This is a genomic window from Lysobacter sp. CA199, assembly GCF_052078715.1.
Lineage (GTDB): Bacteria > Pseudomonadota > Gammaproteobacteria > Xanthomonadales > Xanthomonadaceae > Lysobacter.
The window spans coordinates 67281-94099 of record NZ_JBQJIL010000012.1 but is presented as its reverse complement, the minus strand read 5'-3'; the positions used below and the strand labels follow the sequence as shown (position 1 = coordinate 94099).

Annotated in this window: 23 protein-coding genes; 11 read left to right on the top strand and 12 right to left on the bottom strand. The window is 67.0% G+C overall.

The window, feature by feature from the left end:
• Positions 1-100 precede the first annotated feature (100 nt).
• From ACTOWJ_RS21730 to ACTOWJ_RS21720, 3 genes are all read right to left on the bottom strand, one after another.
• Positions 101-2629, bottom strand: a complete 2529-nt coding sequence (locus ACTOWJ_RS21730) for a TonB-dependent receptor plug domain-containing protein (protein WP_441336701.1) — start codon at positions 2627-2629, stop codon at positions 101-103.
• Positions 2630-2865: 236 nt separating this feature from the next.
• Positions 2866-3288 (bottom strand): VanZ family protein, encoded by a 423-nt coding sequence (locus tag ACTOWJ_RS21725; RefSeq protein WP_441336700.1) that lies wholly within the window; start codon positions 3286-3288, stop codon positions 2866-2868.
• The gene (locus tag ACTOWJ_RS21720; protein WP_441336699.1) at positions 3285-4469 is read right to left on the bottom strand and encodes a class I SAM-dependent methyltransferase; all 1185 of its coding nucleotides are present in this window, start codon (positions 4467-4469) and stop codon (positions 3285-3287) included. The genes ACTOWJ_RS21725 and ACTOWJ_RS21720 overlap by 4 nt, the downstream gene beginning before the upstream one ends.
• 170 nt (positions 4470-4639) lie before the next feature.
• Here ACTOWJ_RS21720 and ACTOWJ_RS21715 point away from each other — a divergent pair, with 170 nt between their 5' ends.
• Entirely contained in the window at positions 4640-5515 is an 876-nt protein-coding gene (locus ACTOWJ_RS21715; RefSeq protein ID WP_441336698.1) for a hypothetical protein, read from the top strand.
• Between the two features lie 102 nt (positions 5516-5617).
• On the opposite strand, the gene ACTOWJ_RS21710 is transcribed toward ACTOWJ_RS21715, so the two are convergent.
• The 3 genes from ACTOWJ_RS21710 to tsaD form a co-directional block, all read right to left on the bottom strand.
• Entirely contained in the window at positions 5618-6442 is an 825-nt protein-coding gene (locus tag ACTOWJ_RS21710) for a DUF6159 family protein (RefSeq protein ID WP_441336697.1), read from the bottom strand.
• A gap of 370 nt (positions 6443-6812) precedes the next feature.
• Positions 6813-7163, bottom strand: coding sequence for a dihydroneopterin aldolase (gene folB, locus ACTOWJ_RS21705; protein WP_441336696.1), 351 nt, complete (start codon positions 7161-7163; stop codon positions 6813-6815).
• A 474-nt stretch (positions 7164-7637) separates the two neighbouring features.
• On the bottom strand, positions 7638-8660 hold the full coding sequence (tsaD, locus tag ACTOWJ_RS21700; RefSeq protein ID WP_441336695.1) for a tRNA (adenosine(37)-N6)-threonylcarbamoyltransferase complex transferase subunit TsaD: 1023 nt from the start codon (positions 8658-8660) through the stop codon (positions 7638-7640).
• Positions 8661-8807: 147 nt separating this feature from the next.
• Between tsaD and rpsU the strand changes: the two genes are divergently transcribed.
• From rpsU to ACTOWJ_RS21675, 5 genes are all read left to right on the top strand, one after another.
• Entirely contained in the window at positions 8808-9023 is a 216-nt protein-coding gene (gene rpsU, locus ACTOWJ_RS21695; RefSeq protein ID WP_031371286.1) for a 30S ribosomal protein S21, read from the top strand.
• A 191-nt stretch (positions 9024-9214) separates the two neighbouring features.
• Positions 9215-9661: a GatB/YqeY domain-containing protein gene (locus ACTOWJ_RS21690; RefSeq protein WP_441336694.1), complete on the top strand. Its 447-nt coding sequence runs from the start codon at positions 9215-9217 to the stop codon at positions 9659-9661.
• Between the two features lie 61 nt (positions 9662-9722).
• Positions 9723-10259 carry an SEC-C metal-binding domain-containing protein gene (locus ACTOWJ_RS21685; protein WP_441336693.1) on the top strand — a complete coding sequence of 179 codons (537 nt, stop codon included), beginning with the start codon at positions 9723-9725 and terminating at the stop codon, positions 10257-10259.
• 269 nt (positions 10260-10528) lie between these two features.
• A complete protein-coding gene (locus tag ACTOWJ_RS21680; protein WP_441336692.1) occupies positions 10529-11503 on the top strand; it encodes a YihY/virulence factor BrkB family protein in 975 nt (324 codons plus the stop codon).
• Positions 11504-11565: 62 nt separating this feature from the next.
• Positions 11566-12192 carry a glutathione S-transferase family protein gene (locus tag ACTOWJ_RS21675; protein WP_441336691.1) on the top strand — a complete coding sequence of 209 codons (627 nt, stop codon included), beginning with the start codon at positions 11566-11568 and terminating at the stop codon, positions 12190-12192.
• Here ACTOWJ_RS21675 and ACTOWJ_RS21670 read toward each other — a convergent pair.
• Positions 12108-12353 carry a DUF6053 domain-containing protein gene (locus tag ACTOWJ_RS21670; RefSeq protein WP_441336690.1) on the bottom strand — a complete coding sequence of 82 codons (246 nt, stop codon included), beginning with the start codon at positions 12351-12353 and terminating at the stop codon, positions 12108-12110. The genes ACTOWJ_RS21675 and ACTOWJ_RS21670 overlap by 85 nt on opposite strands.
• A gap of 212 nt (positions 12354-12565) precedes the next feature.
• Between ACTOWJ_RS21670 and dnaG the strand changes: the two genes are divergently transcribed.
• Positions 12566-14320 (top strand): DNA primase, encoded by a 1755-nt coding sequence (dnaG, locus tag ACTOWJ_RS21665; RefSeq protein WP_441336689.1) that lies wholly within the window; start codon positions 12566-12568, stop codon positions 14318-14320.
• Positions 14321-14542: 222 nt separating this feature from the next.
• Here the strand turns inward: dnaG and ACTOWJ_RS21660 are convergent, their stop codons facing one another.
• Positions 14543-15676: a dipeptidase gene (locus ACTOWJ_RS21660; RefSeq protein WP_441336688.1), complete on the bottom strand. Its 1134-nt coding sequence runs from the start codon at positions 15674-15676 to the stop codon at positions 14543-14545.
• Positions 15677-15903: 227 nt separating this feature from the next.
• Between ACTOWJ_RS21660 and ACTOWJ_RS21655 the strand changes: the two genes are divergently transcribed.
• Entirely contained in the window at positions 15904-17886 is a 1983-nt protein-coding gene (locus ACTOWJ_RS21655; protein WP_441336687.1) for a S9 family peptidase, read from the top strand.
• Between the two features lie 163 nt (positions 17887-18049).
• On the opposite strand, the gene ACTOWJ_RS21650 is transcribed toward ACTOWJ_RS21655, so the two are convergent.
• The gene (locus tag ACTOWJ_RS21650) at positions 18050-20065 is read right to left on the bottom strand and encodes a hypothetical protein (RefSeq protein WP_441336686.1); all 2016 of its coding nucleotides are present in this window, start codon (positions 20063-20065) and stop codon (positions 18050-18052) included.
• A 191-nt stretch (positions 20066-20256) separates the two neighbouring features.
• Between ACTOWJ_RS21650 and ACTOWJ_RS21645 the strand changes: the two genes are divergently transcribed.
• From ACTOWJ_RS21645 to ACTOWJ_RS21635, 3 genes are all read left to right on the top strand, one after another.
• A complete protein-coding gene (locus ACTOWJ_RS21645) occupies positions 20257-21198 on the top strand; it encodes a DNA/RNA non-specific endonuclease (RefSeq protein ID WP_441336685.1) in 942 nt (313 codons plus the stop codon).
• Positions 21199-21279: 81 nt separating this feature from the next.
• Entirely contained in the window at positions 21280-21654 is a 375-nt protein-coding gene (locus ACTOWJ_RS21640) for a hypothetical protein (RefSeq protein ID WP_441336684.1), read from the top strand.
• 536 nt (positions 21655-22190) lie between these two features.
• Complete coding sequence (locus ACTOWJ_RS21635; RefSeq protein WP_441336683.1) at positions 22191-23189, top strand: bile acid:sodium symporter family protein; 999 nt, start codon at positions 22191-22193, stop codon at positions 23187-23189.
• Positions 23190-23356: 167 nt separating this feature from the next.
• Here the strand turns inward: ACTOWJ_RS21635 and ACTOWJ_RS21630 are convergent, their stop codons facing one another.
• The 3 genes from ACTOWJ_RS21630 to ACTOWJ_RS21620 all read right to left on the bottom strand — a co-directional run bounded on the left by ACTOWJ_RS21630 (position 23357) and on the right by ACTOWJ_RS21620 (position 26794).
• Complete coding sequence (locus ACTOWJ_RS21630; protein WP_441336682.1) at positions 23357-24664, bottom strand: Xaa-Pro dipeptidase; 1308 nt, start codon at positions 24662-24664, stop codon at positions 23357-23359.
• 73 nt (positions 24665-24737) lie between these two features.
• Positions 24738-25673, bottom strand: coding sequence for a heme o synthase (locus tag ACTOWJ_RS21625; protein ID WP_441336681.1), 936 nt, complete (start codon positions 25671-25673; stop codon positions 24738-24740).
• The gene (locus tag ACTOWJ_RS21620; RefSeq protein WP_441336847.1) at positions 25670-26794 is read right to left on the bottom strand and encodes a COX15/CtaA family protein; all 1125 of its coding nucleotides are present in this window, start codon (positions 26792-26794) and stop codon (positions 25670-25672) included. Before ACTOWJ_RS21620 ends, ACTOWJ_RS21625 begins: the two co-directional genes overlap by 4 nt.
• Positions 26795-26819 lie beyond the last annotated feature (25 nt).

Sequence of the window (26819 nt, the reverse complement as noted above, 5' to 3'; positions counted from 1 at the left end):
TCAGAATCGGGCTATCGACAAGAACGAAACGCCGCGCGGAATTCGCGCGGCGTTTCGTACTGCGATCCCGCGACGGCCCAAGCCGCCGCGTCCCGGCTCCTTAGAACCGATAATCGATCCGAGCGTAGTAGCTACCGCCGTTCATGCCGAACGGCAGGGTTTCCCAGCCGTACTTGAAGCCCAACTGCGGGAACGGCGCGCCGGTCTGCGGATCCCACTTGTCCGGGTAGGTGTCGAAGATGTTGTTGCCGCCCACCGACACGCTGAGCTGATCGCTGAACTTGTAGCGCACCGCCAGATCGGCCAGCCACTTGCCGCTCCAGGTCTGCTTGATGCCCGGGGTGAAGCCTTCGCCGGTGACCGGGCCGTAGTAGTTGGCGCGCGCGGTCCATTCCCACGCTCCCACTTCGTACACGCCCTGCAGCACGTGGTGCTGACGCGGCTGGCCCTTTTCGATCAAGGTCACCTGGGTGTCGTCGAACAAGGCGCTCGGCGAGAGGATGTTCGATTGCGAACGACGCTCCTTCACTTCGGTCTTGTTGAAATGCATCAACGCGGTGAGGTTCAACTTGGAACCGCCGGCGAACTCGGTGTTGTGGTTGGCCACCAAGTCGATACCGGTGGTCTGCGTATCAATGGCGTTGGTGAAGAACAGCACCTGGCCCACGCCGATCGGATCGAGGATCGCGCGGATCGGGCAGTTGCCGTTGCCCGGCGCGCAGGGCTGGCCGTTGGTGCCGACGCTCTCGGGCTGGATGTTGCTGGAGAAGATGATCCGATCGTCGATATCGATGCGGAACACGTCCAGGGTCAGCGAGAAACGATCGTTGGGCTTGAGCACGAAGCCGACCGAGCCGCTCTTGGAGGTTTCTTCCTTCAGCGGTTCGATGCCGAACGCGCGGGTCACCGCGCTGTCCTGACGCGCGGTCAGCGTATCGGTCAACACGCCGGCGGCGTTGAGATTGGTCGAGCGCTGGCTGTAGAACAGCTGCTGCACGCCCGGGGCGCGGAAGCCGGTGGACACCGTGCCGCGGATGGCGAACTGCTCGGTTGCGTCGAAGCGCGCCGACAGCTTGCCGGTAGTGGTGTTGCCGAAGTCGGAGTAGTCCTCGTAACGCACCGCGCCGCCGAGCAGGAAGCGATCGGTCAGGTTGGTTTCCGCGTCGAGATAGACGGCGTAGTTGTGGCGGCCGTCGTCGACGGCTTCGTTCGGCGAGAAGCCCGGGAAGCCCTGCATGCCCGGCTGCGCGGTTTCGCCGGCTTGGCCCAGGATCGGAATCGCGCGGTTGTTGGTGCGGCCGTAGGTGTAGGTCACCGGATCGCCGGGAGTGATCTTGTACTCGTCCTTGCGGTATTCCACGCCGGTGCCCAAGTACAGCGGATGATCGTTGAAACCTTGCAGCGTGCCGCGGAAATCCAGGTTGAACGTGGTCTGATCGGCTTGCAGAGTGCCGGTCTTGGCCCTGGTCGGCGACTGGGCGTAGATGCCGCAATTGACGGTGCCGGGAATGCACGCCCTCCCGTTGGGCTCATACCACCAGCTCACGTTGACCGAGTTGCTTTCTTCGAAGCCGAACTTGTTGCGGCCGCGGTTGACCGAGATGTCCCAGTCCCAGTTGTCGTTGATCGCCGACTTGTAGCCGACCGCCAGCGAGGTGTCGTCGACCTTGGTCAGAATGTTGGGCAGGAAGCCGTCGGGATACAGATCCGGCACCGTACGGTTGTCGCCGGGGCTGCGGAAGAAGCCGGAGGAGTCGCCCTTGCGCTTGGACAAGCCACCGAACCAGTACAACTCGCCCTTGCCGACCGGCAGGCCGCCGTTGAACCAGAAATAGGCGTCCTTGGCATCCGCGTCGCCCAGGCGCTGGGTGACCCGCGGCGGATTGACGCGTGCGCTATCGGGACCGGCGCGGTTGGTTTCGGCGCGATCGCGGTATTCGGCAGTGAGGTTGAGGTAGCCGCCGTCGCCGCCGAGCTTGACCCCGGTGTTGGCCGAGACCGAGTAATTCTCGCCGTCGCCGGCGTAGTACTGGCCGGCCTGGAACGAGAGTTGGGTTTCCTCAGTCTGCTTCTTGAGGATGATGTTGATCACGCCGGAGATCGCGTCCGACCCGTACTGCGCGGCGGCGCCGTCGCGCAGCACTTCGATGCGCTCGATCGCCGCCAGCGGGATCGCGTTGATATCGGTGCCGGCCGAACCGCGGCCGATGGTCTGCTGCACATTGACCAGCGCCTGCTGATGGCGGCGCTTGCCGTTGACCAGCACCAGCACCTGATCGGGGCCGAGCGAGCGCAGCGTGGCCGGGCGCAGGATGTCGGTACCGTCGCTGACGAAGGTGCGCGAGAAGTTGAACGAGGGCTCCAGCATCTGCAGGATCTGGCCGATCTCGGTCGCGCCGGTCGCGTTGAGTTCTTCCTTGCCGATCACGTCCACCGGCGCGGCGGTTTCCTCCGCGGCGCGGCCGCGCGCGCGCGAACCGGTCACCTGCACCGCATCGAGCGTCGTCGCCTCGCGGGAGGCCGGAGCCGGCGCGGTGGCGTCCTGAGCGTAGGCGGCGGGAACGAGGGCGTTGGCGGCCATGGCGGCGGCCACGGCCAACGCCAAACGGTTGCGGTGCACTGAGGGCATGAGTCGGTTTTCCTTGCGAAGGTGAGGTGGGCTCCCGTGGCCCGGGCTGAGCCTCACTATTTTTTAACTTTTTCGCAATACGTCGCGTGACTATGCCGACTCTGGCTTTGTGACAGATTTCTGAAAACGGCGCAGCCGCCGACGGCCGGCTCAAACATAAATGTGACCGACATCACTTTAAGGCCGCCCCGGACCAAGCCGTTCCCTAGGCCCTTCCGACGCCCCACGCCGACGCTTCAGCGCTTGCGGGAGAGCCGGCGATCGACCCGCTGCAGCCACAACGCCACCGGCGTGCGCGCCAAGAACAGTCCGCTCAACGCGCCCAGGCTATTGGCCAGCGCATCCACCGCATCGCCGCTGCGCGAGTCGGTCAAAGTGGCCTGGGCGTACTCCAGGCCGACGCCCATGGCGATCAATCCAGCCACCGCGATCGCCTGCGGACGCAGCCGCGCGAGCAGCATGCCCGCGTACGAGGACAGCGCCAGATACGCGGCGAAGTGCTCGATCTTGTCGAAGTGGGAAAACGGCGGGGGCGGCAGATCGCGCGCCGGCAACAGACAGGTCGCGACCACCGCCGCGATCATCGCCAGCCACAACGCGCACCACAGCAGCGGCCGGTCGAACTCGCGCAACCACGCGCGCGACGACGCGCCGCTCATAAACGATGGCTCAGATCGCCGGCCAGGAAGGCCACCCCGAACTCAACCTCCTTCTCCAAGCCCATCACCTGGAAACGCTCGCCCATCTCGCTGGGCAAGGTCAGCTTCTTGACCTCGGTCAGACGCCGCTGCTTCTCCACCTCGTCCTTCAATCCTTCGATCCGCTGCAGCACGCCGGCCAGGCCGTTGCCGAGCAGAAAGCTGGCCTGCGAGCAGTAGCCGGCCAGATCGAATCCCGCCGCCACGCCGGCCTCGGCCAGCGCGGTGAAGTCCACCGACGCGGTCAGATCCTGCAAGCCCGGCCACAGCAGGGGATCGCCGTGCATGCGATGACGATAGAACGCGCGCAAAGTGCCATCGCTGCGCTGCGGCGCGTAGAACTCGGCGCGCGCGTAACCGTAATCGACGAACAGCATCGCGCCGCGGCGCAGGCCGCCGGACACCGCTTGAATCCAGTAAGGCAACTGCGGCAGCAACTCGGAGCGATAACCTTCCTCGAACCGCCGCTCCAGCCGGCGCTCGGCCTGGCGCACCGCGTTGGCCAGGAAATCGTCGGCCGGCCGCCACTGGCGGGCGAAGCCTTCGCCATCGAGCACGATGTGCTCTTCGAAGATTTCCTCGTCGCGGATCGTGAAGCGCGGCGTGGGCAGCGCATCGATCACTTCGTTGGCGAACAGCACGCCTTCCCACTCGTCGCCGAACGGGCCGTCGGGCCACTCGACGAGGTCGAACAAGGGCGGCACCAAGCGCTCGCGCAACCGCTCGCGTTGGCGATGACGCAACTCCGCGCTCGGTTCCAGGATCGCGTAACGGTCCGGCAACGCGTCCAGTTCGAGCAAGCGCTTGAGCGCGACCTCGGCGAAGGCGCCGGTGCCGCCGCCCAATTCGAGAAACCGCGCCTGCGGCCCGATCTGCTGCAACACCGGCGCGACCGCTTCGGCCACGCAGGCCGCGAACACCGGGCCGAGCTCGGGCGCGGTGACGAAATCGCCGCTCGCGCCGAACTTGCTGGCGCCGGCGCTGTAGTAACCCAGGCCTGGCGCATACAGCGCCAACTCCATGAAGCGCGAAAACGGGATCGCGCCGCCGTGGGCGTCGATCTGCGCGCGGATCAACTGGGTCAGGCGCGCGCTGTGGGCCAGCGCGTCGGCGTCGGGAGGCGGCAGATCGAAGGATTTCACGGGCAAGGCGGCGGGGACGGCTCGGAGGCAGCCGCCAGGATAAAGCAGGCTAGCGCTTTGGTACTAAAAACCCCGGTTTGCGCCGTGGTTTAACTGTTCGCGCACTTTACTTTCAACAATCCCGTGCAAGATGGCCGCACGCGATCCAGCGCCGACACGGAACCGTCGCCATGAGCACCGTCGATCCCGCCGTCGCGCGGCGCCAGCAACAGCTCCGATCCGGCCCGATGCAAGTGGCGCACGTGCGGGTGTGGAGCTTCGTGGCGATCTGCGCCGGCTTGTGGGCGATGTTGGGTTACGGCATCGCCGACACGATGGACTACGGCCTGACCTCGGCCTACCTGCCGGCCCACCAACATCCGCCCAGCGACGTACCGCCGCTGCTGTGGATGCTGTTCGTCGGGGCCTTCGGCGGCATGATCCTGAGCTTCTTCGTCAATGCCGTGCTCGACACCCTCTACGGCATGGCCGCGGGCATTCAGGCCACCTTCGCGATCAATCTGGCGGCGATCGGCCTGGGTTTCTGGCGCGGCGCGGCCGATCGCTGGCAACCGCCGCAACGCGTGGGATTCACCGACGACGGGTTCGCCGCCGCGCAGACCTGGGACACGGCCACCTGGGCGGGCTGGACTTCGCAGTACTGGGCGCCGGCCGCGCTGGCCTTGATCGCGACGGCGCTGGCCGCCGGCGCGTTGCGCGCGCATCGCAAGCACCGGCTGCGCGAGCGGCGCATCCGCGAGGCGTTGTGTCAGGGCATGCGCGTGCCGGGCACGATCACCGAATTGCACGACACCGGCGTGGAGATCTACAACCAACCGCGCGTCCGCTTCGTGGTGAAGTTCGTCGATCACCTGGGCACCGAGCGCTGGGTCACCAAGACCGCTCTGTTCGATCCGCTCGCCTTGCCGCGCGTCGGCGATGCGGCGCATGTGTGGTTCCACCAGGATGCGCCGGGTGAAGAGAATCGAATCGCGGTCGCTTTCGGCAGCGAAGACGATGCACAGGTAGCGGAACGAACCGCGGGACGTCCGGCGCCGGCGCGTTGATCGGCGCACCCGCGCGCGCATAAGCGAAGGCCGCCCGAAGGCGGCCCCGATGAGTCCAGCGCCGCGGCTTGCGCGGCTCATCCGCCGTACGCCGCGGCCGTTTCAGCGGCGCGGCGCTTCCAGCGACAGCCCCTCGAACCCATGCGGCACTTCGCCGTCGACCGCATAGCGGTACAACGCGGCCGAATACACGCCGCCCAGCGCGCTTTGGTACACCGCCAGCGCCAGCAGCGCGAGCACCGTCACCGCGCCGATCAACACCGCCAGCGCCGAGGACACGAACCCCAGCAGATAGGCCAGGCCGAAACCCGCCGCGCCCAGCGCCAGCATCGCCACGAAGCAGGCCAGGCCGATGCCGATCATGCCGGCCGCGCTTTCGCCCCAGGTGCGCTTGAACATCGCGGTGCTGCGCTTGATCGCATCCATCGGGCCGACGTCTTCGGCGACCAGCACCGGCACCACCAGGAACGTCGCCATGGTCCAGGCCGCGCCGAGCGCGCCGCCGATCAGGCGGACGATGAAGTTGTTGTCGCGGCCCTTGAGCGCGTTGAGGAGCATGCCCACGGTCGCGGCGATGGCGGCGTAGCCGGCGATCGCGCCGATCCGCGCGCGCGCGGCGTTGAAGCCGTCGGCCACGCTGGGATTGCCGCCTTCCAGCCGGATCATCGCCGCGCTGACCAGCGCGCAGTTGCAGAAGATGATCGCGAAGTACTGGCAGAAATAGAACGCGAAGGCGAACAGCAGCGAACCGACGCTGTAGCCGCCAGCGAACAGATCGAAGGCGATCGCCGGAACCAGGAAGGTGGCCAACACCACCAGCACGCAGATCGCCGACACCACCGGGAACACCAGCAGCTCCCGGTCCGAATTGAGCACCGAGGCGCTGGCCTTGGCCAACTCCCAGCTACGGGAAATCTTCTCGAACATCGCCTGCTCCCCCAGGTCGTGGATCGGGGCATCGTCTGACTTGGAGGGAGAATTCGCAAGTGAGGCGGCGGACCGCGCTCGTCTCTTTCCCTCTTGCGGGGGGAGGGCCGCGGCGAGGTGCGCATGCGCAAATGCCCTCATCCGCCCTTCGGGCACCTTCTCCCGCGAGCGGGAGAAGGGCTCTTGGTGGACGATTCGCCCACACCGATCCGACTCGCCGAACTCCGCTCGTCTCCCTCTCCGGCCTGCGGGGTGAGGGGCCGCGCTTGCGAGCCATCGGCTCGCGCGGCACCGAACGCCCGAGCGCTATGCGCTCGGGCCGGGGTGCGACCGGGGTGAGGGCCGCGCAGCAGCAGCGCTGCCCCAACCCTCAGCGGCTGCGCTCGATGCACACCCCGACCGCGCGCGCATTGCGGATCGCGCCGGGCTTGCTGAGCTTGAGCCGCACGCGGCTGACTTTGAATTCGTCGAGCACCATCGCCGCGACCCGCTCGGCCAAGGTTTCCACCAGACCGAAACCGGACTGACCGACGAACTGGGAGATGCGCTCGCATACCGCTGCGTAATCGAGCGTATCGCCGATCGCGTCGCTGGCCGCGGGCACGCGGTTGTCGAAAGCCATCTCCAGATCGAACACCAGCGGTTGGCGGATGCTCCGCTCCCAATCGTAGATGCCGATCAGGGCTTCGATTTCCAGGCCTTCGATGAAAACGTGATCCATGGGGGCGGGATTCGCTGTGGGAATGGGGAATACGTGGGTCGTGCACTACCTAACGCGAGACGCATGCTACCCGCGCCGCTGGATTTCGTCGTCACCGCCGCGCACTTGCGCCAGCGGCCGCCGCCGCGGCGCGAGGTTTCTGCGGAAAGGCCTTGAGCCACTCGAGGCCGCCGGGTCTTTTGCAAGAAGGGGTTTGGCCTGCTCGAAGCCACGAGGTCTTTTGTGGGAAGGGCTTTGGGCCGCTCGAAGCCACGAGGCCTTTTGTGGGAGGGGCTTTGGGCTGCTCGAACCACGAGGCCTTTTGTGGGAGGGGCTTCAGCCCCGACGCTTTCCTCTCCGCGCAGGAGGGCCTGCATGGAGCGAGACTTTTCGGCGATCCGAGCGAAGAGCGTCGGGGCTGAAGCCCCTCCCACAAAAGACTTCGCCGCAGCGACGCCATCGACAGTATTAAGGCGCTGCCGATCGCCGGAACCGCTACACCGGTTCGAGCAAGGCCATATCCCACCGCGGCGTCACCCTCACCGACGCATCCGCGCGCTGCCCGGCCTGCAGCCGCAACGCGCCGGCGTAGGCGATCATCGCGCCGTTGTCGGTGCAGAACATCGGCCGCGGAAACGCGACGCGGCCGCCGCGCTTTTCCGCCATCGCCGCGAGCTTGGCGCGCAAACGCGTGTTGGCGCCGACGCCGCCGGCGACCACCAAGGTCTTGCAGCCGGCCGCATCGAGCGCGCGTTCGCACTTGATCGCCAGGGTGTCGACCACCGCGTCCTCGAACGCGCGGGCGATGTCGGCGCGGGTCTGGTCGGTCTTGTCGCTGTTCTGCCAAGCCAGCAGCACCTGGGTCTTGAGTCCGCTGAAGCTGAAGTCCAGCCCGGGCCGGTCGGTCATCGGCCGGGCGAACTTGAACCGGCCCGGCACGCCGAGCTCGGCCTGCGCGGCCAGCTGCGGGCCGCCGGGGTATGGCAGGCCCATCAGCTTGGCGGTCTTGTCGAAGGCCTCACCGGCGGCGTCGTCGAGGGTCTCGCCGAGCAGGCGGTACTGACCGATCCGGTCGACCGCGACCAACTGGGTATGGCCGCCAGACACCAGCAAGGCCACGAACGGCGGCTCAGGGCGGCCGAGCGGGTCGTCCTCCATCAGCGGCGCCAGCAGATGGCCTTCCATGTGGTGCACGCCGATCGCCGGGACCTCCAGCGCCCAGGCCAGCGCGCGCGCCACTCCAGCACCAACCAGCAGGGCGCCGACCAGGCCGGGACCGGCGGTATAGGCCACCCCGTCCAGGTCGGAAGTCGCCAGCCCGGCCTCGGCCAGGGTCTGGCGGATCAGCGGCAGCAGCTTGCGCACGTGGTCGCGGCTGGCCAGCTCGGGCACCACCCCGCCGTACTCGGCGTGCAGGGCGATCTGGCTGTACAGGGCGTGGGCGCGCAGTCCGGACTGCGTGTCGTACACCGCCACCCCGGTCTCGTCGCAGCTGGTTTCGATGCCCAACACCTTCATCGGCGGGCCCCGCAGGCTGCGCCGGCGGCCGGTTTCTGGGAGAATGTCGCGTTCATGGAGGTGTATGTTGCACCTTCCGCACGAGCATCGCTATAATGCGCGGCTCTCCCGGTCTGCCCGGGCCGGTCCCCGTTAACGAGATTACGTATGCCCAGCGTCAAAGTCCGCGAAAACGAGCCTTTCGAATTTGCCCTGCGCCGTTTCAAGCGCACCTGCGAAAAGGCCGGCGTCCTGGCCGAAACCCGCAAGCGCGAGTTCTATGAAAAGCCGACGCAGGAACGCAAGCGCAAGGCCGCCGCTGCGGTGAAGCGTCAGGCGCGCCGCGCCTCGCGCGACGTCACCAAGCGTCAGCGCCTGTACTGATCGCGCGTTCCGCGTACGCCAGGCCTAACCCGCCGGCTTTCGCGGAACGACCATCGAGCCGGCTGCGCCTCGGGCGTCGCCGGCTTTTTGCGTTTGCGTTTCCGCAAACAGGCGGCCGTCGCGAGACTCGCCCACCCGCGAGCGCGGCGCCCGCCCACTTCCGATTCACCGATCCACGGAAAGGTCCGACCATGAGCCTCAAGCAACGCCTCACCGAAGACATGAAGGCCGCGATGAAGAGCGGCGACAAGCAGTCCCTGGGCGTGATCCGCCTGATCAACGCCGCGCTCAAGCAGAAGGAAGTCGACGAGCGCATCGAGCTCGACGACACCGCCGTGATCGCGATCCTCGACAAGATGGTCAAGCAGCGCCGCGACTCGGTCACCCAATACGAAACCGCCGCGCGCGAGGATCTGGCCCAGATCGAACGCGACGAGATCGTGGTGATCGAGCGCTACATCCCGGCCAAGATGGGCGAAGCCGAGATTCTGGCCGTCATCGAGCAGGCCATCGCCGAAGTCGGCGCGACCGGCCCGGCCGACCTGGGCAAGCTGATGGGCCCGCTCAAGGCCAAGCTGGCCGGCAAGGCCGACATGGGCCAAGTCTCTGCGCTGACCAAGAAGCGTCTGGCGGGCTGAATCCCCATCCGGCCCGCCGCCGGACGCGGCGGGCCTGTGTTCTTCCGGCATCGAGGCTTCGGTGCCGGTTCCATCGCCCCATCGGGGCCGCACAACCGGAGGTGCCTTATGCAACGCCGTAACGCTCCCATCGCTTGCTTTCGAGCCGCTCGCTGATCGCCTGATCGGGGCCGATTTCGACCAGGCCGATGTCAATCAGGCCGGTTTCAGCCGGGCCGATTTCACTCAAGACGATCCCACCCGGACCGATTCCATCCAGACCGGCCCCGCCACCGGGCTGGACGCCGGCCCATGCCGCAACGACGACGCGTCGGCGGCGGCAGTTCGAACCCCAGCCGCGCGATTCGACGAACTGTCCATCGGCAGCGGATCGTTCGACGCCGAACCCAGATTCGAAACCACCCGCAAACGCCGCAAGGGCTATCCGTCCGAGACCCGCGTCAAACGCGGCCGTCGGCTGGTGCATGGCGACAAGGAACTGGTCGAGAAGCTGGGCCGCAACGATCCGTGCCCCTGCGGCTCCGCGCGGAGGTTCAAGGAACTGTTGTCTGCGTGCCGGCTTGTTCGAGGGTTCCGAGCGGGACGATTACTTCCGTGAGTGAGTACGCCGGCCGCGCAATGCAGATTGCGCGGCCGTTTTATTGCCGCGGTCGTCGCGGCTCGCGCCGCTCCTACAGGCGCGGATGTGGCAACGGACTTGCCCTTGTAGGAGCGGCGCGAGCCGCGACCGCAACACCTCGCCGACAACGAACGCCTGCCTGCGCATCATTCCTCGGGACTGAACTGCTGGCCCGATCTGCACACCCCGCCCACGCGCCGCTAACCCGCTTCGCGGATACTGAACGCGCCGCAGCCACTGTCCGTCGCATGACCTCCCACGACGAGCGACCCACCGACCTCCCCAGCGCCGACCGCCGGCGCGAACCGAACACGGGCGAATTCGCGCAGGACGCCCTGCAACGCGTGCAAGCGCTGCAAAGCCGCCTGGAGCAAAGCTGGCCGGGCAAGTTCGCGCAACGTTTCGTCGATTACGACATTCTGGCGCTGGCCGCCGCGCTGTCGTTCTACACCCTGCTGTCGCTGGCGCCGCTGATTCTGATGGTGTTGTGGCTGACCACCGCGCTCTATCCGTCCGCGCAGGAAGAATTCTTCCGCCAGATCGGCCTGCTGGCCGGTGCGCAGGTGGAGAACACCGCGCGTTTGATCGTGGCCAACGCCGAAAACCGGCCGGGCACGGGCTCGTTCGCGGCCCTGCTGGGCACGCTGGCGCTGCTGGTCGGCGCCTCGGCGGTGTTCGGCCAGCTGCAGGCGGCATTGAACCGGGTGTTCCGCAGCGACGCCAAGCGCCTGGGCGGGCTGGCGGCGTGGCTGCGCAAGCGCTTGCTGTCGTTCGGCATGGTCATCAGCGTCGGCTTCCTGCTGGTGGTGTCGATGGCCGCGCAGGCCGCGCTGCAGTTGCTGATCGCCTACGTGCCCGACCTGCTGCCGGTATTCGCTGCGGCGTTCTCGTTCGTGATGTACGCGCTGGTGTTCGCGGCGATGTACCGCTGGCTGCCCGATCGCCCGGTGAGCCGCAGCCGCGCGGTGTTCGGCGGCGCGTTGACCGCCGGCTTGTTCATGCTCGGCCGCAGCGCGATCGGCCTGTACTTGGGCCAGGCCGACCTGGGCACCGCCTATGGGCCGGCCGGCGGCCTGGTCATCATGCTGGTGTGGATGTACTACTGCGCCGTGGTGTTCCTGCTCGGCGCGCTGATCACCGCGATGCTCGACGAGCACGCGCGCGTGCGTCACCGGCTGGCCCAGGAGCGCGTGGCGGCCGGACTGGAAACATCGGCGGGTTGAGCAGGCGTGTCGATTCGCGTCGCCGCGGTTCGTCGTTGTGATACCTGCAACGGAGCGACGACATGAAAATCTACTGGATCCACGCCCAAGCGCCCCGCCGGGTGCTGGCGCTGGTCAAGCACCTGGGCATCGAGGCCGAGCTGATCGAACAAGACGTGGTCGCCGGCCAGATGCAGCGACCCGACTACACCGCGCTCAATCCGAACCAGAAGGCGCCGACCCTGGTCGATGGCGATCTCGTGCTGTGGGAATCCACCGCGATCATGGCCCACCTGTGCATCCGCGCCGGCTCGGACCTGTGGCCGGCGCACGCACCGGCCGAACAGGTCGAAGTGCTGCGCTGGCTGGCCTGGAACGACTGCCACTGGGCGCCGGCGATCGACGCGCATTACTTCGAGCGCATCGTCAAAGCCCGCTTCGATCTGGGCGAGCCGGACCAAGAGGCGATGCGGGGGCGCGAGGCCGACATCGCCAAGTACGCCGCGGTGCTCGACGGCCACCTGCGGGGCCGCGATTACGTTGCCTGCGGCCGGCTCACCATCGCCGACTTCCAGCTCGCCTCGATGGCGGTTTATTGGCGCGAGGCGGACATGCCGTTGCAGCCCTATCCGCATCTGGTGCGGTGGCTCGACGGATTGATAAGGATTCCGGCCTGGGCCGAGCCGTGGCCGGATCGGCCGGGGCCGTAAGGCGCCGCAGCCGCTGGTGAAAGAGCACGTGGGAAGCCGGCTGTTGTGGGAGGGGCTTCAGCCCCGACGCTTTTCGTCCAGGTTGCCGGATGGGCATGGAAGAAATCGGTCGGTCCCGGCGATCTGGACGAAAAGCGTCGGGGCTGAAGCCCCTCCCGCAAAAGACTTCAAGCCACACAAGCCCTTCCGCAAGAGCCTCCCCACAGGCACCGCACCCTGAAAGCCGCTCCGGCTGGAAGCCGTCCGCGCCCTGGCGCCCGGTCGAGCCGCCCCCAGCCGACCCGATCCGGGCGCGGCCTGAGCCGTCCGCTCGTGGCATCCTAGTCGCCGATCCGCAACGAGTTTCCGCCGCCCGTCCAAGGCGGTCCCCGGCATGGCCCGCATCCCCGACGGCTTCATCGACGACCTCCTCGCCCGCACCGACATCGTCGAGGTGATCGGCGCGCGCGTGCCGTTGAAACGCCAGGGCAAGGAATACTCGGCGCGCTGCCCGTTCCACGACGAGCGCTCGCCCTCGTTCACGGTCTCGCCGACCAAACAGTTCTATCACTGCTTCGGCTGCGGCGCGCACGGCACCGCGATCAGCTTCCTGATGAATTACGACCGCCTCGAGTTCCTCGACGCGGTCGACGAGTTGGCCAAGCGCGTCGGCGTGGAAGTCCCGCGCGACACCCGCGCGCGCAACGAGGATTCCGAGACCTCCGACCTGTACACCGCGGTCGAAGCCGCCCAGCGCTTCTTCCTCAAGCAATACGCCGTCAGCGGGAAGGTCCAGGGCTATCTGGACAGCCGCGGGGTCAGCAACGAGATCCGCGACCGCTTCGGGATCGGCTATGCGCCGGACGGCTTCAACGGTCTGCGCGATGCGCTCGGCACCGACGATCGGCGGATGAAACTGCTCGAGCGCGCCGGCCTGTTCTCCAAGAACGACAGCGGCCGCGTCTACGACAAATTCCGCGATCGGGTGATGTTCCCGATCCACGACCGCCGCGGCCGGGTGATCGCCTTCGGCGGCCGCGTGCTCGACAAGGAAGACGGGCCCAAATACCTCAACTCGCCGGAAACCCCGCTATTCCACAAAGGCCGCGAGCTGTACGGCCTGTGGCAGGTGCGCCAGACCCACAACAAGATTCCGCGGCTGATCGTGGTCGAGGGCTACATGGACGTGGTCGCGCTGTTCCAGCACGGCGTCGACACCGCGGTGGCGACCCTGGGCACGGCGACCACGCCCGACCACGCCGAACTGCTGTTCCGCAACGCCGCCGACGTGTACTTCTGCTTCGACGGCGACCGTGCCGGACGCGGCGCGGCGTGGAAGGCGGTGGAGTCGGTGTTGCCGCGCATGAAGGATGGCCGCCAGGCCTTCTTCCTGTTCCTGCCCGACGGCGAGGACCCCGATTCGCTGGTGCGCAGCGAAGGTGCGGAAGGGTTCGACCGCCGCCTGCGCGAGGCCACGCCCTTGTCGCAGTTCCTGTTCGATTCGCTCGCCGCCGACGTCAACTTGAACACGCTCGAAGGCAAGGGCCGATTGGCCGAGCGCGCCAAGCCGCTGCTCGCGCAGATTCCCGACGGCGCCTTCGGCGATCTGATGAAGCAGCGCCTGACCGAACTGACCGGAGTCGGCGCGCGCGCGTCCTCGCCGGAGACGCACATACCCGCGCAGCGCGCGCACTCAGGCTCGCGGCCGGCGCCCACGCCCAAGCGTTCGCTGGTGCGCAGCGCGATCGCGGTGCTGCTGCAGAAGCCCTCGCTGGCCGCCGCGCTGGAACCGCCTTACCGTTTCGCCGCGTTGCGCCAGCCGGGCATCGAGTTGCTCACCCAGATCGTCGACCTGGTGCAACAACGCCCCGAGATCAGCACCGGCGCGCTGCTGGAGCATTTCGCCGAACACGAACAGGCCGGCGCGCTGCAGAAGCTGGCCAGCCAAAGCCTGCCGGGCGGCGACGATACGCTGCAGCGCGAGTTCCTCGATGCGATCGCGCAGTTGGACAAGCAGACCGTGGTCCAACGCCTGGACGAGTTGCAGGAACGCAAACGCGAAGGCGGTCTCACCGATGCGGAAAAACGCGAACTGCTGACCTTGCTGCAGGCGCGCTTAGCATTGCCCAGTCAAACCGCGGTCGAATAAAACGCGCATACCTGCGTCGCGCCGGCCGCCCCCTGTAGGAGCGGCGCAAGCCGCGACCAATCGAAGCGATGTACGCGAGCGCATTGGCCGAAGGTTGGCGGAAGCGATCGAGAGCGCGGTGCATCTGGACTTCGAATGGCACGCTCTTATCAATCGCTTCGGTTTGTCGCGGCTTGCGCCGCTCCTACAATCGGGCTTCGGGCATTCGCCGCGAGCGGCGGCTCAGCCCCACACCTCGCCCATCACCCGTGCGAAATTGCCGCCGAGGATCTTGCCGATGCGCGCATCGCTGTGGCCGCGCGCGGACAACAGGCCGGCCAGGGTCTCGAACCGGCGCGGGGTGTTGAGATCGGGAATGTACAGATACACGCTCTCGCTTTCGCCCGGCGCGGAGATGCCCAGCTTGCGGCGCTCGCGGATCGATTCGGCGTGCTGGCGTTTGTACTTCTCGGTCAGTTTGACCGGCGAGACGGTGTTGTCGGTGCCGATGCCGACATGGTCCTCGCCGCAGACCTGCAGCGCGTGTTCGATATGGCGGATCACGTCGGCGGCCATCGGTTGGCCGCTTTCGCGCAGGAACGGCATCAGATAGATCCCGATCACACCGCCGCGATCGGCGACCGCGCGCAGCTCCGCGTCGGTCTTGTTGCGCGGACGTTCGACCAGGGCCGCGCAGCCGGTATGGCTGATCAGCACCGGCGCCTTCGAAGCGGCGATCGCCTCAGTCGCGGTGCGGCGACCGCTGTGGGCCAGATCGATCAGGATGCGGCGCTCGTTCAAGCGCTCGATCAGACTGTGGCCGAACTTGCTCAAACCGGCGTTGCCCGCTTCCATGCAGCCGTCGCCGGCCAGGTTGCGCAGGTTGTAGGTCAGCTGCACCGTGCGCAGTCCCAGGCGATGGAAGTCGTCGATGCGCTCGAGCTTCTCGCCGATCGGCGCGCTGTCCTGGAACTGACAGACCACGCCGACTTTTCTCTCGCGCCGCGCGCGCTCCAGGTCGGCGCCCGTGCGCACCGGCACGAACAGCTCCGGATGGCGGACGATTTCGTTCTCCCAATAGGCGATATCGCGCACCGCCTGCTCGAAAGCGCCTTCGTACTGGGCGACCGGCCCGACCGTGGTCTGCAGCACGCGCAGGCCGCTGGCCCGCACCTCCTCGACCAGCACCTCGGACAAGGCGTCGCCCGGCTGCGAATCCACGCTGCCGACGAAGCCGCAGCCGTCGATCACCATCGCGTCCGCATAGGGCGCCCAGCGCGCCGCCGTGGCCGCGCGCGACGGCCCGGCCGATCCGCCGGCGAACACGCCGGCGCCGGCCAGCGCGCCCTGAATCAGGAACGTCCTGCGATCGAGCATCGATACTCTCCCTGTGTGAATTACCGCGCGGCGGCGCCGCGCATCGCGGCCGCGAACACCGCGCACCGAATGCAATCAACGCACTCTAAGGCCATCAGCGGCCTTCCCCGGCCGTGACTTTCGGGGGAGATCGCGATCCCGCCACACAGCGTTAAGCTCAGGCTCCATGCGTCCGCGCCACGGCCGGACGCGGCCCTTGCACCTTCGCACTACCGGGGAGAACGCCGATGTCGTTGCGCCATATCCTGACTTCCACCGCGCTGGTCCTGGCCTGCGCCGGCACCGTCCAGGCCCAGACCGCCGCGGCGCAGACCCAGCGCGTCGTCCAGGGCAACCGGGTCAGCGAGAACGTTCCGGCGATTCCGGCCGAGCTGCTGGAGCGGCTCAACCGCTACCAGAACACCCGCGGCGCCAACTTCGGCGCATGGACCCAGGACGGCTGCCTGTTGATCGGCACCCGCTTCGGCGAAACGACTCAGGCTCACCGGGTCTGCCAGCCGTTGGGCATGCGCGAGCAACTCACTTTTTATCCCGAACCAGTCAATTCGCTGGCTGCCGCGCCGGGCTCGGGCAATGGCTTCGTGTTCGGCAAGGACGTGGGCGGCAACGAGTTCTGGCAGTTGTATTACTTCGATCTGGCCACCCGCCAGACCCGCCTGCTCACCGACGGCAAGGCGCGCAACGAAGACCCGCTGTTCTCGCACGACGGCAAGCAGTTCGCTTACAGCAGCACCGTGCGCAACGGCCGCGACACCGATGTGTGGGTGATGGACTTCGCCACCGGCAAATCGCGCGCGGCGGTCGTGGAAGGCGGCAACTGGAGCGCGCAGGATTTCTCGCCCGACGGCAAGCAACTGCTGGTGCTCAAGTACGTGTCGGCCAGCGAGTCCTATCCGGGCCTGGTCGATCTGGACAGCGGCAAGCTGACCTTGTTCCCGGTCGATGGCGGCAAGGCCTCGATCAGCGATTTCCGTTTCTCCCACGACGGCCGCGCGGTGTATTTCGTCTCCGACGAACCGGTCGACGGCAAGCCGCAGGAATTCCGCACCTTGCGCCGGCACGAACCGGCAAGCGGCAAGTTCGAAGTGCTCAGCGCGGACATTCCCTGGGACGTGGACCAGTTGTCGCTGTCGGACGACGGCAAACATCTGTTGTTCGTCAGCAACGAAGACGGCATCGGCAAGCTGCATGTGTTGTCGCTGCCCGGGCATAAGGAAGTGCGGCTGCCCGCGCTGCCGATCGGCGTGATCGGCCGCGCCGATTTCTCGCCCGACGGCAAGCGCATCGCGCTGGCGATCAACACCGCGACCTCGCCCAGCGACGTCTACGTGATCGATCTGGCAGCCGGACAACTCGCCCGCTGGACCCGCAGCGAGGTCGGCGGCCTGGATTCGACCAAGTTCGTCGCCCCGAGCCTGATCCACTATCCGACCTTCGACCAGGCCGGCGGCAAGCCGAGGTCGATTCCCGCGTTCTACTACAAGCCGGCCGATCTGCCGACCGGCAAGAAAGTACCGGTGGTGATCCAGATCCACGGCGGCCCGGAAGGACAGTCGCAACCGACCTTCAGCGCCAACGCGCAGTTCCTGGCCAACGAGCTCGGCGTGGCGATGCTGGTGCCCAACGTGCGCGGCTCCTCGGGCTACGGCCGCACCTATTTGAGCCTGGACAATGCGGAAAAGCGCGAGGACTCGGTCAAGGACATCGGCGCGCTGCTCGACTGGGTGGCCAAGCAGCCCGAACTCGACGCCACGCGGGTCGGCGTGTACGGCGGCAGCTACGGCGGCTACATGGTGCTGGCGTCGTTGACCCACTACAGCGACCGCATCCGCGCCGGCGTCGACGTGGTCGGCATTTCCGATTTCACCACTTTCCTCAAGAACACCGAAAGCTACCGCCGCGATCTGCGCCGCGCCGAATACGGCGACGAGCGCCTACCGGAAATGAAGGCGGTGTTCGAGCGCATTTCGCCGCTGAAGAACGCCGGCAAGATCCGCTCGCCCTTGTTCGTGGCGCAGGGCAAGAACGATCCGCGCGTGCCCTACACCGAGGCCGAGCAGATCGTGAAGGCGGTGCGCGGCAACGGCCAGCCGGTGTGGTTCTTGATGTTCGACGACGAAGGCCACGGCTTTCAGAAGAAGGTCAATACCGATTACTTCGGCGCGGCGATGATGGAGTTCTGGCAGCGGCATTTGATCGGGGAGAAGTGACGCCGGGGATGGGCGATCAGGAGCAAATCCCCCCTGCCCCCCTTTTCAAAGGGAGGAACCGGTCTGGGAGATTTGAGCGGAACCGACTCGAAACGAAGCGACGGCGCGGAGAACTTTCGCGCCGCCGTACCGGCGAAAAACCCGCCGCGCAGAACCGCAGCGATCAATCGATCTCGCTGATGTCATCCGCCAGCCCGTTCGCATCGCGACGGATCTCGGCGCGGTCGCGTTCGTCGGCCACGCCGCCGAGTGCGCTCTCGCGGAAGGCGTCGGCCACAGTCTGGCGTTCGGTCAGCCGCGCCAGTTCCGGGTTGGAGTCGATATTGCCGTAGAGCTGCTGCTTGGCCGCGTCGGTCAATTGTCCGGTGGCGGTGTCGATGACCTCGCCGGTCAGGCCGGTCAAGGCCTCCTGCACCAACGGATTGTTGGCGAACAAGGTCTCCAGTTGACCGGTCGCGCGCGCTTCCAACCGCGCCGGCAACGGCACCGCGACCAGGGCCAGATCGACTACGAAGGCGATCGCTTCCTTCTTCGCGTCCATATCCGCCTGCAGCTTCTCGAAGCCGCGGTCCACCGCCACGTCGCTGGCCGCGGAGATCACCACCAGACGGCCCGAAGCGTCTTCATAGCCGGGCGAGTTGGTCTGGCCGCGCGAGTCGTTGATGATGTCGGACTGATCGCCGACGTAATCCAGGATCGCCTGACGCGCGCTCTGTCGGCCCGCGCTGGAGATGTCCGGATTGAACGTGGTCAGCTCCAGCACCGCGGCCAGATCGCGGCCGTTGACCTCGTACTGCTTGCGATCGGTGTCCTCGCCCAAGCCGCGCGCGCCGCTGTCGTCGTACTCGCTGAGCGCGTCGAGCACCTTGTCCGAATGGGTGCCGAGCATCTGCGCCAGCGCCTCGTTGCGCGAGACCTGATCCTGCTCGAACCAGTCGCCGTGCTCGCCCGGCAGGCGCGCCAGTTGCGCGGCCAGGTCGCCGGCCTGCGGGCGCTCGTCGCGCGCCACCGCCGAGAAGATCGTCGCCATCATGTCCGGCTCCGCCTGCGGCAACTGCGCGGCGATGGCGATCACTCGATCGAGCTGGTCGGCCGGCAGGCCGCGCAGGAAATCGGTCAACACCTCCGGATGCTGCGCATCGCCGCCGGCGACGTTGATGGCCAGTTCCAACTGGCGGTAGTTGTATCCGTGGAGGCCCAGATCGGTCGGATACTGCGACTGCGACCAGGTATCGAAGATGCGCTCGGCCAGATTGCCACGCAGCTCGAGCGTTTCCGGGCCGCTGGAGCCGTTGAGGAAATCGGTGATCTCCTTGTACTCGCGGACCTGATCCGGGCCGTAGTCGATATCGGCCAGACCGTCGAAGGAATCGGCATCGATCACCCGGTCGTTATAGGCCTTGGCGATCTGCTCGGTGATGTCGGCGCGGGTGGCGGCGTCGATCTTGCCGTCGGCGGCCAGACCCAGTACGCCGCTGGGGGTGAGCCAGGATTTGACCGCGCCGTGATCGCGTTCGAGCACGGCCGCGGTCAGGTATTCGCGATAGGCCTCCGGCTCGCCGCGCACGGCGTCGGCGAAGGCGGCGCGGCGCGCGCCGTAATCGTCTTCGCCATCGCGCTTGCCGACGTCCAGGATGGCTTGCGCGTCGTTCTGGGCATCTTGTTTTACCGTCGGAATGCGCGCTTCGCCGAGCAGATCGGCGGTGCGGCCTGGCAGCGCCTCGGCGACGATGCCGGCATCGCCGATGCCGCCGACCATTTCCACGTACTGCTGGATCTGGTCGTAGGCCTGCATGCGCTGCTCGGTGCTGGCGTTCGGCGAGATTTCGCGATCGACCGCTGCGAGCACTTCCGGCCGGTAGCGCGTGGGCAGGTTTTCCTGGCGCAGGGTGTACAGGGCGATCGACTTCATCGAGGTCGCGTCGATGACCTCGTAATCGCCGCCGCTGGCTGCGCGCTCCACGTAAGCCTGGGTTTCGCGGTACGCGGTATTGCGTTGTTCGACCGTGGCCTCCGGGCTGATGGTGGCATCGACCGCGGCCTGCACGTCTTCGTGCTGGGTGCCGGTCGGCGGGACCACGCCTTCGGTGGCCTGCGGCTTCGCCGCCGGCGGCGGATCGGCGGCTTGCTGGAACAGCACCGGATTTTGGTAGATCGGATGGTTGAAAATTCCGCTCATGGCCGCGCCCGTCCGCACAGAAGTGAAACTGCACGCTAGACCTGGACACGGGCCGCAGCCAGATGGGGCGAACCCTATCCGATGCCGACGAAGTCATTGAACTGTCACGAATTACTGGGGTTTTCCCCACTGGGGCACAGCAGGTTTTATGGATAGTTTGTGTGTTTGATTCGTATCGATCAGGCACATCCATGACCGACCCGATCCAGTCCGGCCCGCTCCTGAATCCGGCCCCGTCGCTGGTGCCTGTTCAGGCTCTACCCACGCCGCAGACGCTGCGCCAGACGCCCGCGCCGCAACTGCGCGAACAGATCGATGGATGGACGCCGCCGCAATGGGACACGCTGAGCGAACAGGTCGATGCGTTGCCGCTGGCCGAGCGCGAGATCCTCGCCAACGACCTGGCCGGCAAGCTCGACGCGCCGCGACTGCGCACGCTGGAAACCGCGTTCGGCCAGGACACGATCGCCGCCGCGGTCGAGCGCGGCGGCAGTCCCGAGGTGCGCGACGCCTATGCCGCGTTGCCGCGCGAGGACACCGGCGGCGGCGCTTTCGTCGACACGCTCAAGGATTGGCTGGGCCTGAGCGACCCTGAGCCCGGCCAAACCCGCGAGATCTCCGCGACGGTGACCAACCCCGACAGCGGCGAGGTCAACAACGCCACCTGGACCGTCGACGAGCAGGGCCGGCCGGTGCATGCACAGGGCACCCTGCGCACCGTGTTCAGCAAGATCGATCGCAGCGACGCGGAAACCGACGCCCAGCGCGCCGCTGCCGACCGCGGCATCGACGGCGATCAGGGCGGCCACGTGTTCGGCCACCGCTTCGTCACCGACCAGGGCCTGAAGAACCTGTTCCCGCAGAACGGCAACTTCAACATGGGCGCCTACAAGACCCTGGAGAACGAGTGGGCGGCGTGGGTCGACAAGGGCATGGACGTGCGCATCGACATCGATCTGACCCCGCGCGACGTCGACCGACCGGACCGGGTTCGCATTTCCTATGAGGTCATCGACCCGAGCGACGGCAGCAGGGTTTACGATCAACGCGTGGCCTTCGACAACCGCGCCGGCCAGCAGTACGACCGGGTCGACGGTCCGCAAATGGACGAGATGATCGCGGCCGGTTCCTGAGCGGTACGTGCTTGATCGGCGCGGCCCTGGCCGGCACGGCTCCGACCGGCACGCTCCCAACCGACACGCCCAAGGCAGGACATGAACAGAGACGAATTGCTCGGCGAAATCGCGCGTTTGATCGTGGTCGACCCCAAGGCCGGCGAACGCCCCTGGGACGGCTATTCGCTGATCGCCTGGTACGGCGACGGCATCAGCCGGCTCAACGGCTTCCGCTACGACAAGGGCCAACCCGGCGAGGCGCTGACGCCGTCGGGGGTGGAGATCGAAAACCGTCTGGAGGAACTGCGCCGGGTCACCCAGACCAAGGACAAGGCGCCGTGGCGGGTGTGCATCGTGCGCATCAATCGCGAAGCGGCCGAAGTGGCGATCGATTTCGAGTACGAAGAACCGGGTAAGTGGTACGTCACGCCCGACAGCGCCGCCGACATCGCCGAGCGGGTGCGGCCAATTTAAGAGGTGCAATACCACTCAAGCCACCGAAGCGACGACCTTCGGTGGTTTTTTACGCCTGATGCGCAAAGGCCTCGAAGGTCCAATACCACCGAAGCGACGACCCTCGGCGGTTTTGCCGCCTGATACGCCCAGGCTTCGAAGGTGCAACGCCACCTAAGCCACCGAAGCGACGACCTTCAGTGGTTTTGCCGCCTGATGCGCTCAGGCTTCGAAGGTGCAATGCCACCTAAGCCACCGAAGCGACGACCCTCGGCGGTTTTGCCGCCTGATACGCTCGGGCTTCGGACGCGGCGCTTGCGTACGTCACTTCGGTTGGTCGCAGCTCGCGCTGCTCCTACAACCGCCCTTCGAGCCTGCGAAACGATCCGATACGCTCCCGCGCCCGGCATCCTCACGCCCGCACCGAACTCGCCGCCACGTTCCGCCATGGACCCGGCCGCGCGCGCCGGCCAGAATGAGGCTCAGGCCCGCATCGCCGCGCGCTCACGGACGACCGCCGCGGCCCTGCGCGCTTCCTCTTTGCGAGGCGCTGATCGATGTCGTGGCTCCAACGTCTGCGCGTGGACAGCTTCACCCTGGCCCTGCTGGCCGCGGTCGCGCTGGCCTGGTGGTTTCCGCTGCAGGGCATGGCCGCGCGCGGGCTCGACGATCTCACCAACGTGGCCATCGCCGCGTTGTTCTTCCTGCATGGCGCGCGTCTGTCGCGCGAGGCCATCGTGGCCGGCGCGCTGCATTGGCGATTGCACCTGCTGATCTTCGCCAGCACCTTCGTGCTGTTTCCGCTGTTGGGCCTGGCGCTCAAGCCCCTGTCGGGCCTTTGGCTGACGCCGGAGTTGTACCTGGGCCTGCTGTTCCTGTGCACCCTGCCCTCGACCGTGCAGTCCTCGATCGCGTTCACCTCGATGGCCGGCGGCAACGTTCCTGCGGCGGTATGCAGCGCCTCGGCTTCGAGCCTGCTCGGCGTGTTCCTCACGCCCTTGCTGATGAGCGCGCTGGCCGGCTCGCACGGCGCGATGGCGCACCCGGGCGAGGCGATCGGCAAGATCACGCTGCAGTTGCTGGTGCCCTTCGTGGCCGGGCACCTGCTGCGACGCTGGATCGGCCCTTGGGTCGAACGCCAGCGCGCGGTGCTGCGCTACACCGACCAAGGCACGGTGCTGCTGGTGGTCTATACCGCGTTCGCCGCTTCGGTCAGCAGCGGCTTGTGGCAGAGCACACCGGTGCAGGCGCTGTACGTAGTGATCGCAGTATGCGCGCTGCTGTTGGCGGTGGTGATGGTGGCGACCACTTTCGCCGCGCGCCGGTTGGGGTTTTCGCGCGAGGACGAAATCGCGATCGTGTTCTGCGGCTCCAAGAAGAGCCTGGCCACGGGCGTGCCGATGGCGAAGATCCTGTTCGCCAGCAGCACACTCGGCGCGATCGTACTGCCGGTGATGATTTTCCATCAGATCCAGCTGATCGTCTGCGCGAACATTGCGCGGCGGTATGCGCGGCGTGCGCGAACGCAGCCCATGCCAGAACAAGCCGCGGATTAGACCCGCCAAGCATCTCCCCGAAGGATTCCCCCCTTTGAAAAAAGGGGCCAGGGGGGATTTGCTTTTGCTCCTGCGCGCTCCGCGCAAAAAGCCCCCGCGCCACGGTTCTTCACTTTGAAACGAAACTGGCGCCGGGCGCTCGCCCCTTTTTCAAAGGGGGCAACGGTTCAACGCGCGTCCTTGACCACCTCGCCGCCCTTGATCACCACCGGCACCGACTCCAGCAACCTCACGTCCTGAGTCGGATCGCCGGCCACCGCGATCAAATCGCCCCACCGCCCTTTCTCGACAATACCGACGTCATTGCGGCCCAAAGCCTCGGCCGCATTCGAAGTCGCACTCTGGATCGCCTGCGCCGCGCTCATCCCGTAACGCGTCATCACCGCGAACTGGCGCCCGTTGAGGCCGTGCGGGTACACGCCCGAATCGGTGCCGTAGACCATCTTCACTCCGGCCGCATGGGCGCGGCGGAAGTTTTCGCGCTGGAGGTCGGCGACCTCGCGATCCTTGCGCAGATTGTCCTCAAGCACGCCGTTCTTCTTGCCTTCGGCCTGGGTGTAGTCGGTGTTGTAGATGTCCATCGACAGCCAGGTGCCGTGTTGCTTGGCCAGGCGGATGCCTTCCTCATCGATCAGGCTGGCATGCTCGATGGTGTCCACGCCGGCGCGGATCGCGTCCTTGATGCCGGCCGCGCCGTGCGCGTGCGCGGCCACGCGCAGGCCCCACTGATGCGCTTCGGCGACGATCGCCTGCATGTCCTGCAGGCTCAGCTGCTGCTGGCCGGGCTCGGTGTTGCGCGAGAACACGCCGCCGGTCGCGCAGATCTTGATCACCTGCGCGCCGTACTTGCGCAACTCGCGCACGCGCTGGCGCCCCTGCTCGGGCGAGTCGGCGTTGTATGGGTTTTTCTGCGCCATCGACGGCGGGAAGAAAGTCGAATCGCAATGGCCGCCGGTCGCGCCGAAGGCATAACCGGCACCGACGATGCGCGGGCCGGGCAATTGGCCTTCGTCGATCGCCTGCCGCAGGCCGACATCGTTCCAGGCATCGGCGCCGACGTTGCGGATGGTGGTGAAGCCGGCGTCCAACGTCTGGCGCGCGTGCTTGACCGCGAGCATCGACCAGAAGCGGTCGCCGAACTGCAGATAGGTGTAGCCGCCGTAAGCGGGATCGGAATCGATGTGCGTGTGCATGTCGATCAGCCCCGGCAGCAGGGTCATGCCGGGCAGATCCAGACGCTCGACGCCGTCGGGCGCCGCGTCGCCGACCCGGCCGACCTCGACCACGCGGCCGTCGCGGATCAGCACCTGCGGACGATCGACGAGTTTGCCGCTGCGCGAATCGAACAGCCTGGCCGCGGTGACCACCAGGTCGCGCGGCGCGGCCAGCGACGGCTCCACGGCTTGCGCGCGCGCCGCGGTCAGCGCGGCCAACGGCAGGAGCGCCGCGATGGAATGGAGGATCGTGTTCCTCATCGACAGCAACTCCTCAGATTTATCAGACGCAGGTTTGATTCGGCGTCTGCCGGCGCCCGGCGGGCGCGGGCGGTCAACGCACCGGCTGCAGCTCGAACGCCGCTACCGGCTGCAGCACCGGCAGCAGCCAATGGTCGACCATCAGAAAAGCGAACAACGCCATCAAGTAGACGATCGAATAGTTGAAAACCCGCATCGCATACAACTCGTCCGGCGGGTCCATGAGCTTCCATGCGTAGTACAAGAACATCGCGCCCAGCACCAGCGCGCCGCCGAGGTAGAACAGGCCGCTCATGCCTACCGCCCACGGCATCACGGTCACCGCCACCAACAGCACGGTGTAGAACAGGATCTGCCAGCGCGTGTACTGCACGCCGTGGGTGACCGGCAGCATCGGCACCATCGCCCGCGCGTAGTCGGCGCGGCGGAAGATCGCCAACGCCCAGAAATGCGGCGGCGTCCACACGAAGATGATCAGCACCAGCAACAGCGCATGCGCCCAGTCCCACGGCCCCTGCATCCCGGTGACCGCGGCCCAGCCCAGCAGCGGCGGCGCGGCGCCGGCGACGCCGCCGATGACGATGTTCTGCGGCGTGGCGCGCTTGAGGAAGACGGTGTAGATCACCGCATAGCCGATCAACGAAGCGAAGGTCAGCGCCGCGGTGATGACGTTGACCCACAGCACCAGGATCAGCATCGAGGCCGCGGCCAGGATCAGCGCGAAGACCAGCGCCTGGGTCGGGGTGACCTGCCCGGCCACGATCGGCCGCCACGAAGTGCGCGCCATCTTCGCGTCGATGCGCGAATCCAGCAGCTGATTGATCGCCGCCGCCGAGGATGCGGCCAGCCAGATACCGAGGAAGCCGAGGACCGATTCCTGCAACGGCGGCCAGCCCGGCACGGCCAGGAACATGCCGACGATCGCGGTGAACACGATCAGCGCGACCACGCGCGGCTTGGTCAGCGCCCAATACTGTCTGGCGGTGGGTCGGGTGACAGCGTTCATCATGGCTCCGGCGTGCGCAGGCGCGCGAGCAAGGACACCAGCGCGAACAGCAGCAGCGCGGCGCCGCCGTTATGCGCCACCGCGACCGCCAGCGGCAGGCCGAGCTTGACGTTGGCGATGCCCAGGCCGACCTGCAGCAAGGTCAGCGCGAACAGCAGCGTGGCCCAGCCGCGCAGGCCCGGGGTGCGCAGCAGTTTCACCGCCAGCCCGATCAGATAGAAGAACACGATCACCGCCATCGCCCGGTGCGCGAGTTGGATCGCGATGCGCGCCTCGCCGTCGAGGATGCCGCCTTCGTAATCCACGCCGATGCCGCGCCAGAGCACGAACGCTTCGCCGAAGTCGTGACGCGGCCACCACTGGCCGACGCAGGTCGGAAAATCGTTGCCGCAGGCCAACGCCGCGTAGTTGGCGCTGGTCCAGCCGCCGAGCGCGATCTGCACGCCGAGCACGGCGATGCCGGCCATGATCAGCGCCCGCACGCGGCTCGCATCGGCCAATCGGATCGGTTGGTTGGTCGCGCGCCAGGCGATCCACACCAGCAACGAGAACGTCAGCAGGCCGCCCAGCAGATGCGCCATCACCACGATCGGCTTGAGCAGCCAGGTCACCGTCCACATGCCGAGCAAGGCCTGGAAGATGATCACCGCCAGGGTCAGCGACGAAGCGCGCGACAGATCGGTATTGCTCCAGCGCAGCGCGGCAGCGAGCAGGATGCCTTCGCCCACGATCGCCAGCGCCGAAGCGGCCACGTGCTGGCCTTTCATGTACAGCGGGATCGCGATGGCGACCACCGCCGCCGCGACCACCACCTGCAACAGGCCCCTGCTGCGCCGGCGCGCCGAGACCAGCGCCAGGGCCAGCACCAGCACGCCGAGCAGGCCGGCGATCATGCGGTGGAATTGTTCGCGCCAGGCTTTGTGCACTTCGACCGGGCGGATCGCGGTGGCGACGTGGTCGTTGACTTCGTGCGCGGTGCTCGGCCATGCGGCGCGGCCGTAGCAGGTCGGCCAATCCGGGCAGCTCAGGCCGGCGTTGGACAGGCGCACGAAGGCGCCGAACACGATCACGCACAGCGCCAGCGCGACGGCGAGCCACGCGATGCGATGGAAATTCTTATTCATGCTGGTCAACGCCGGACCCGAACCA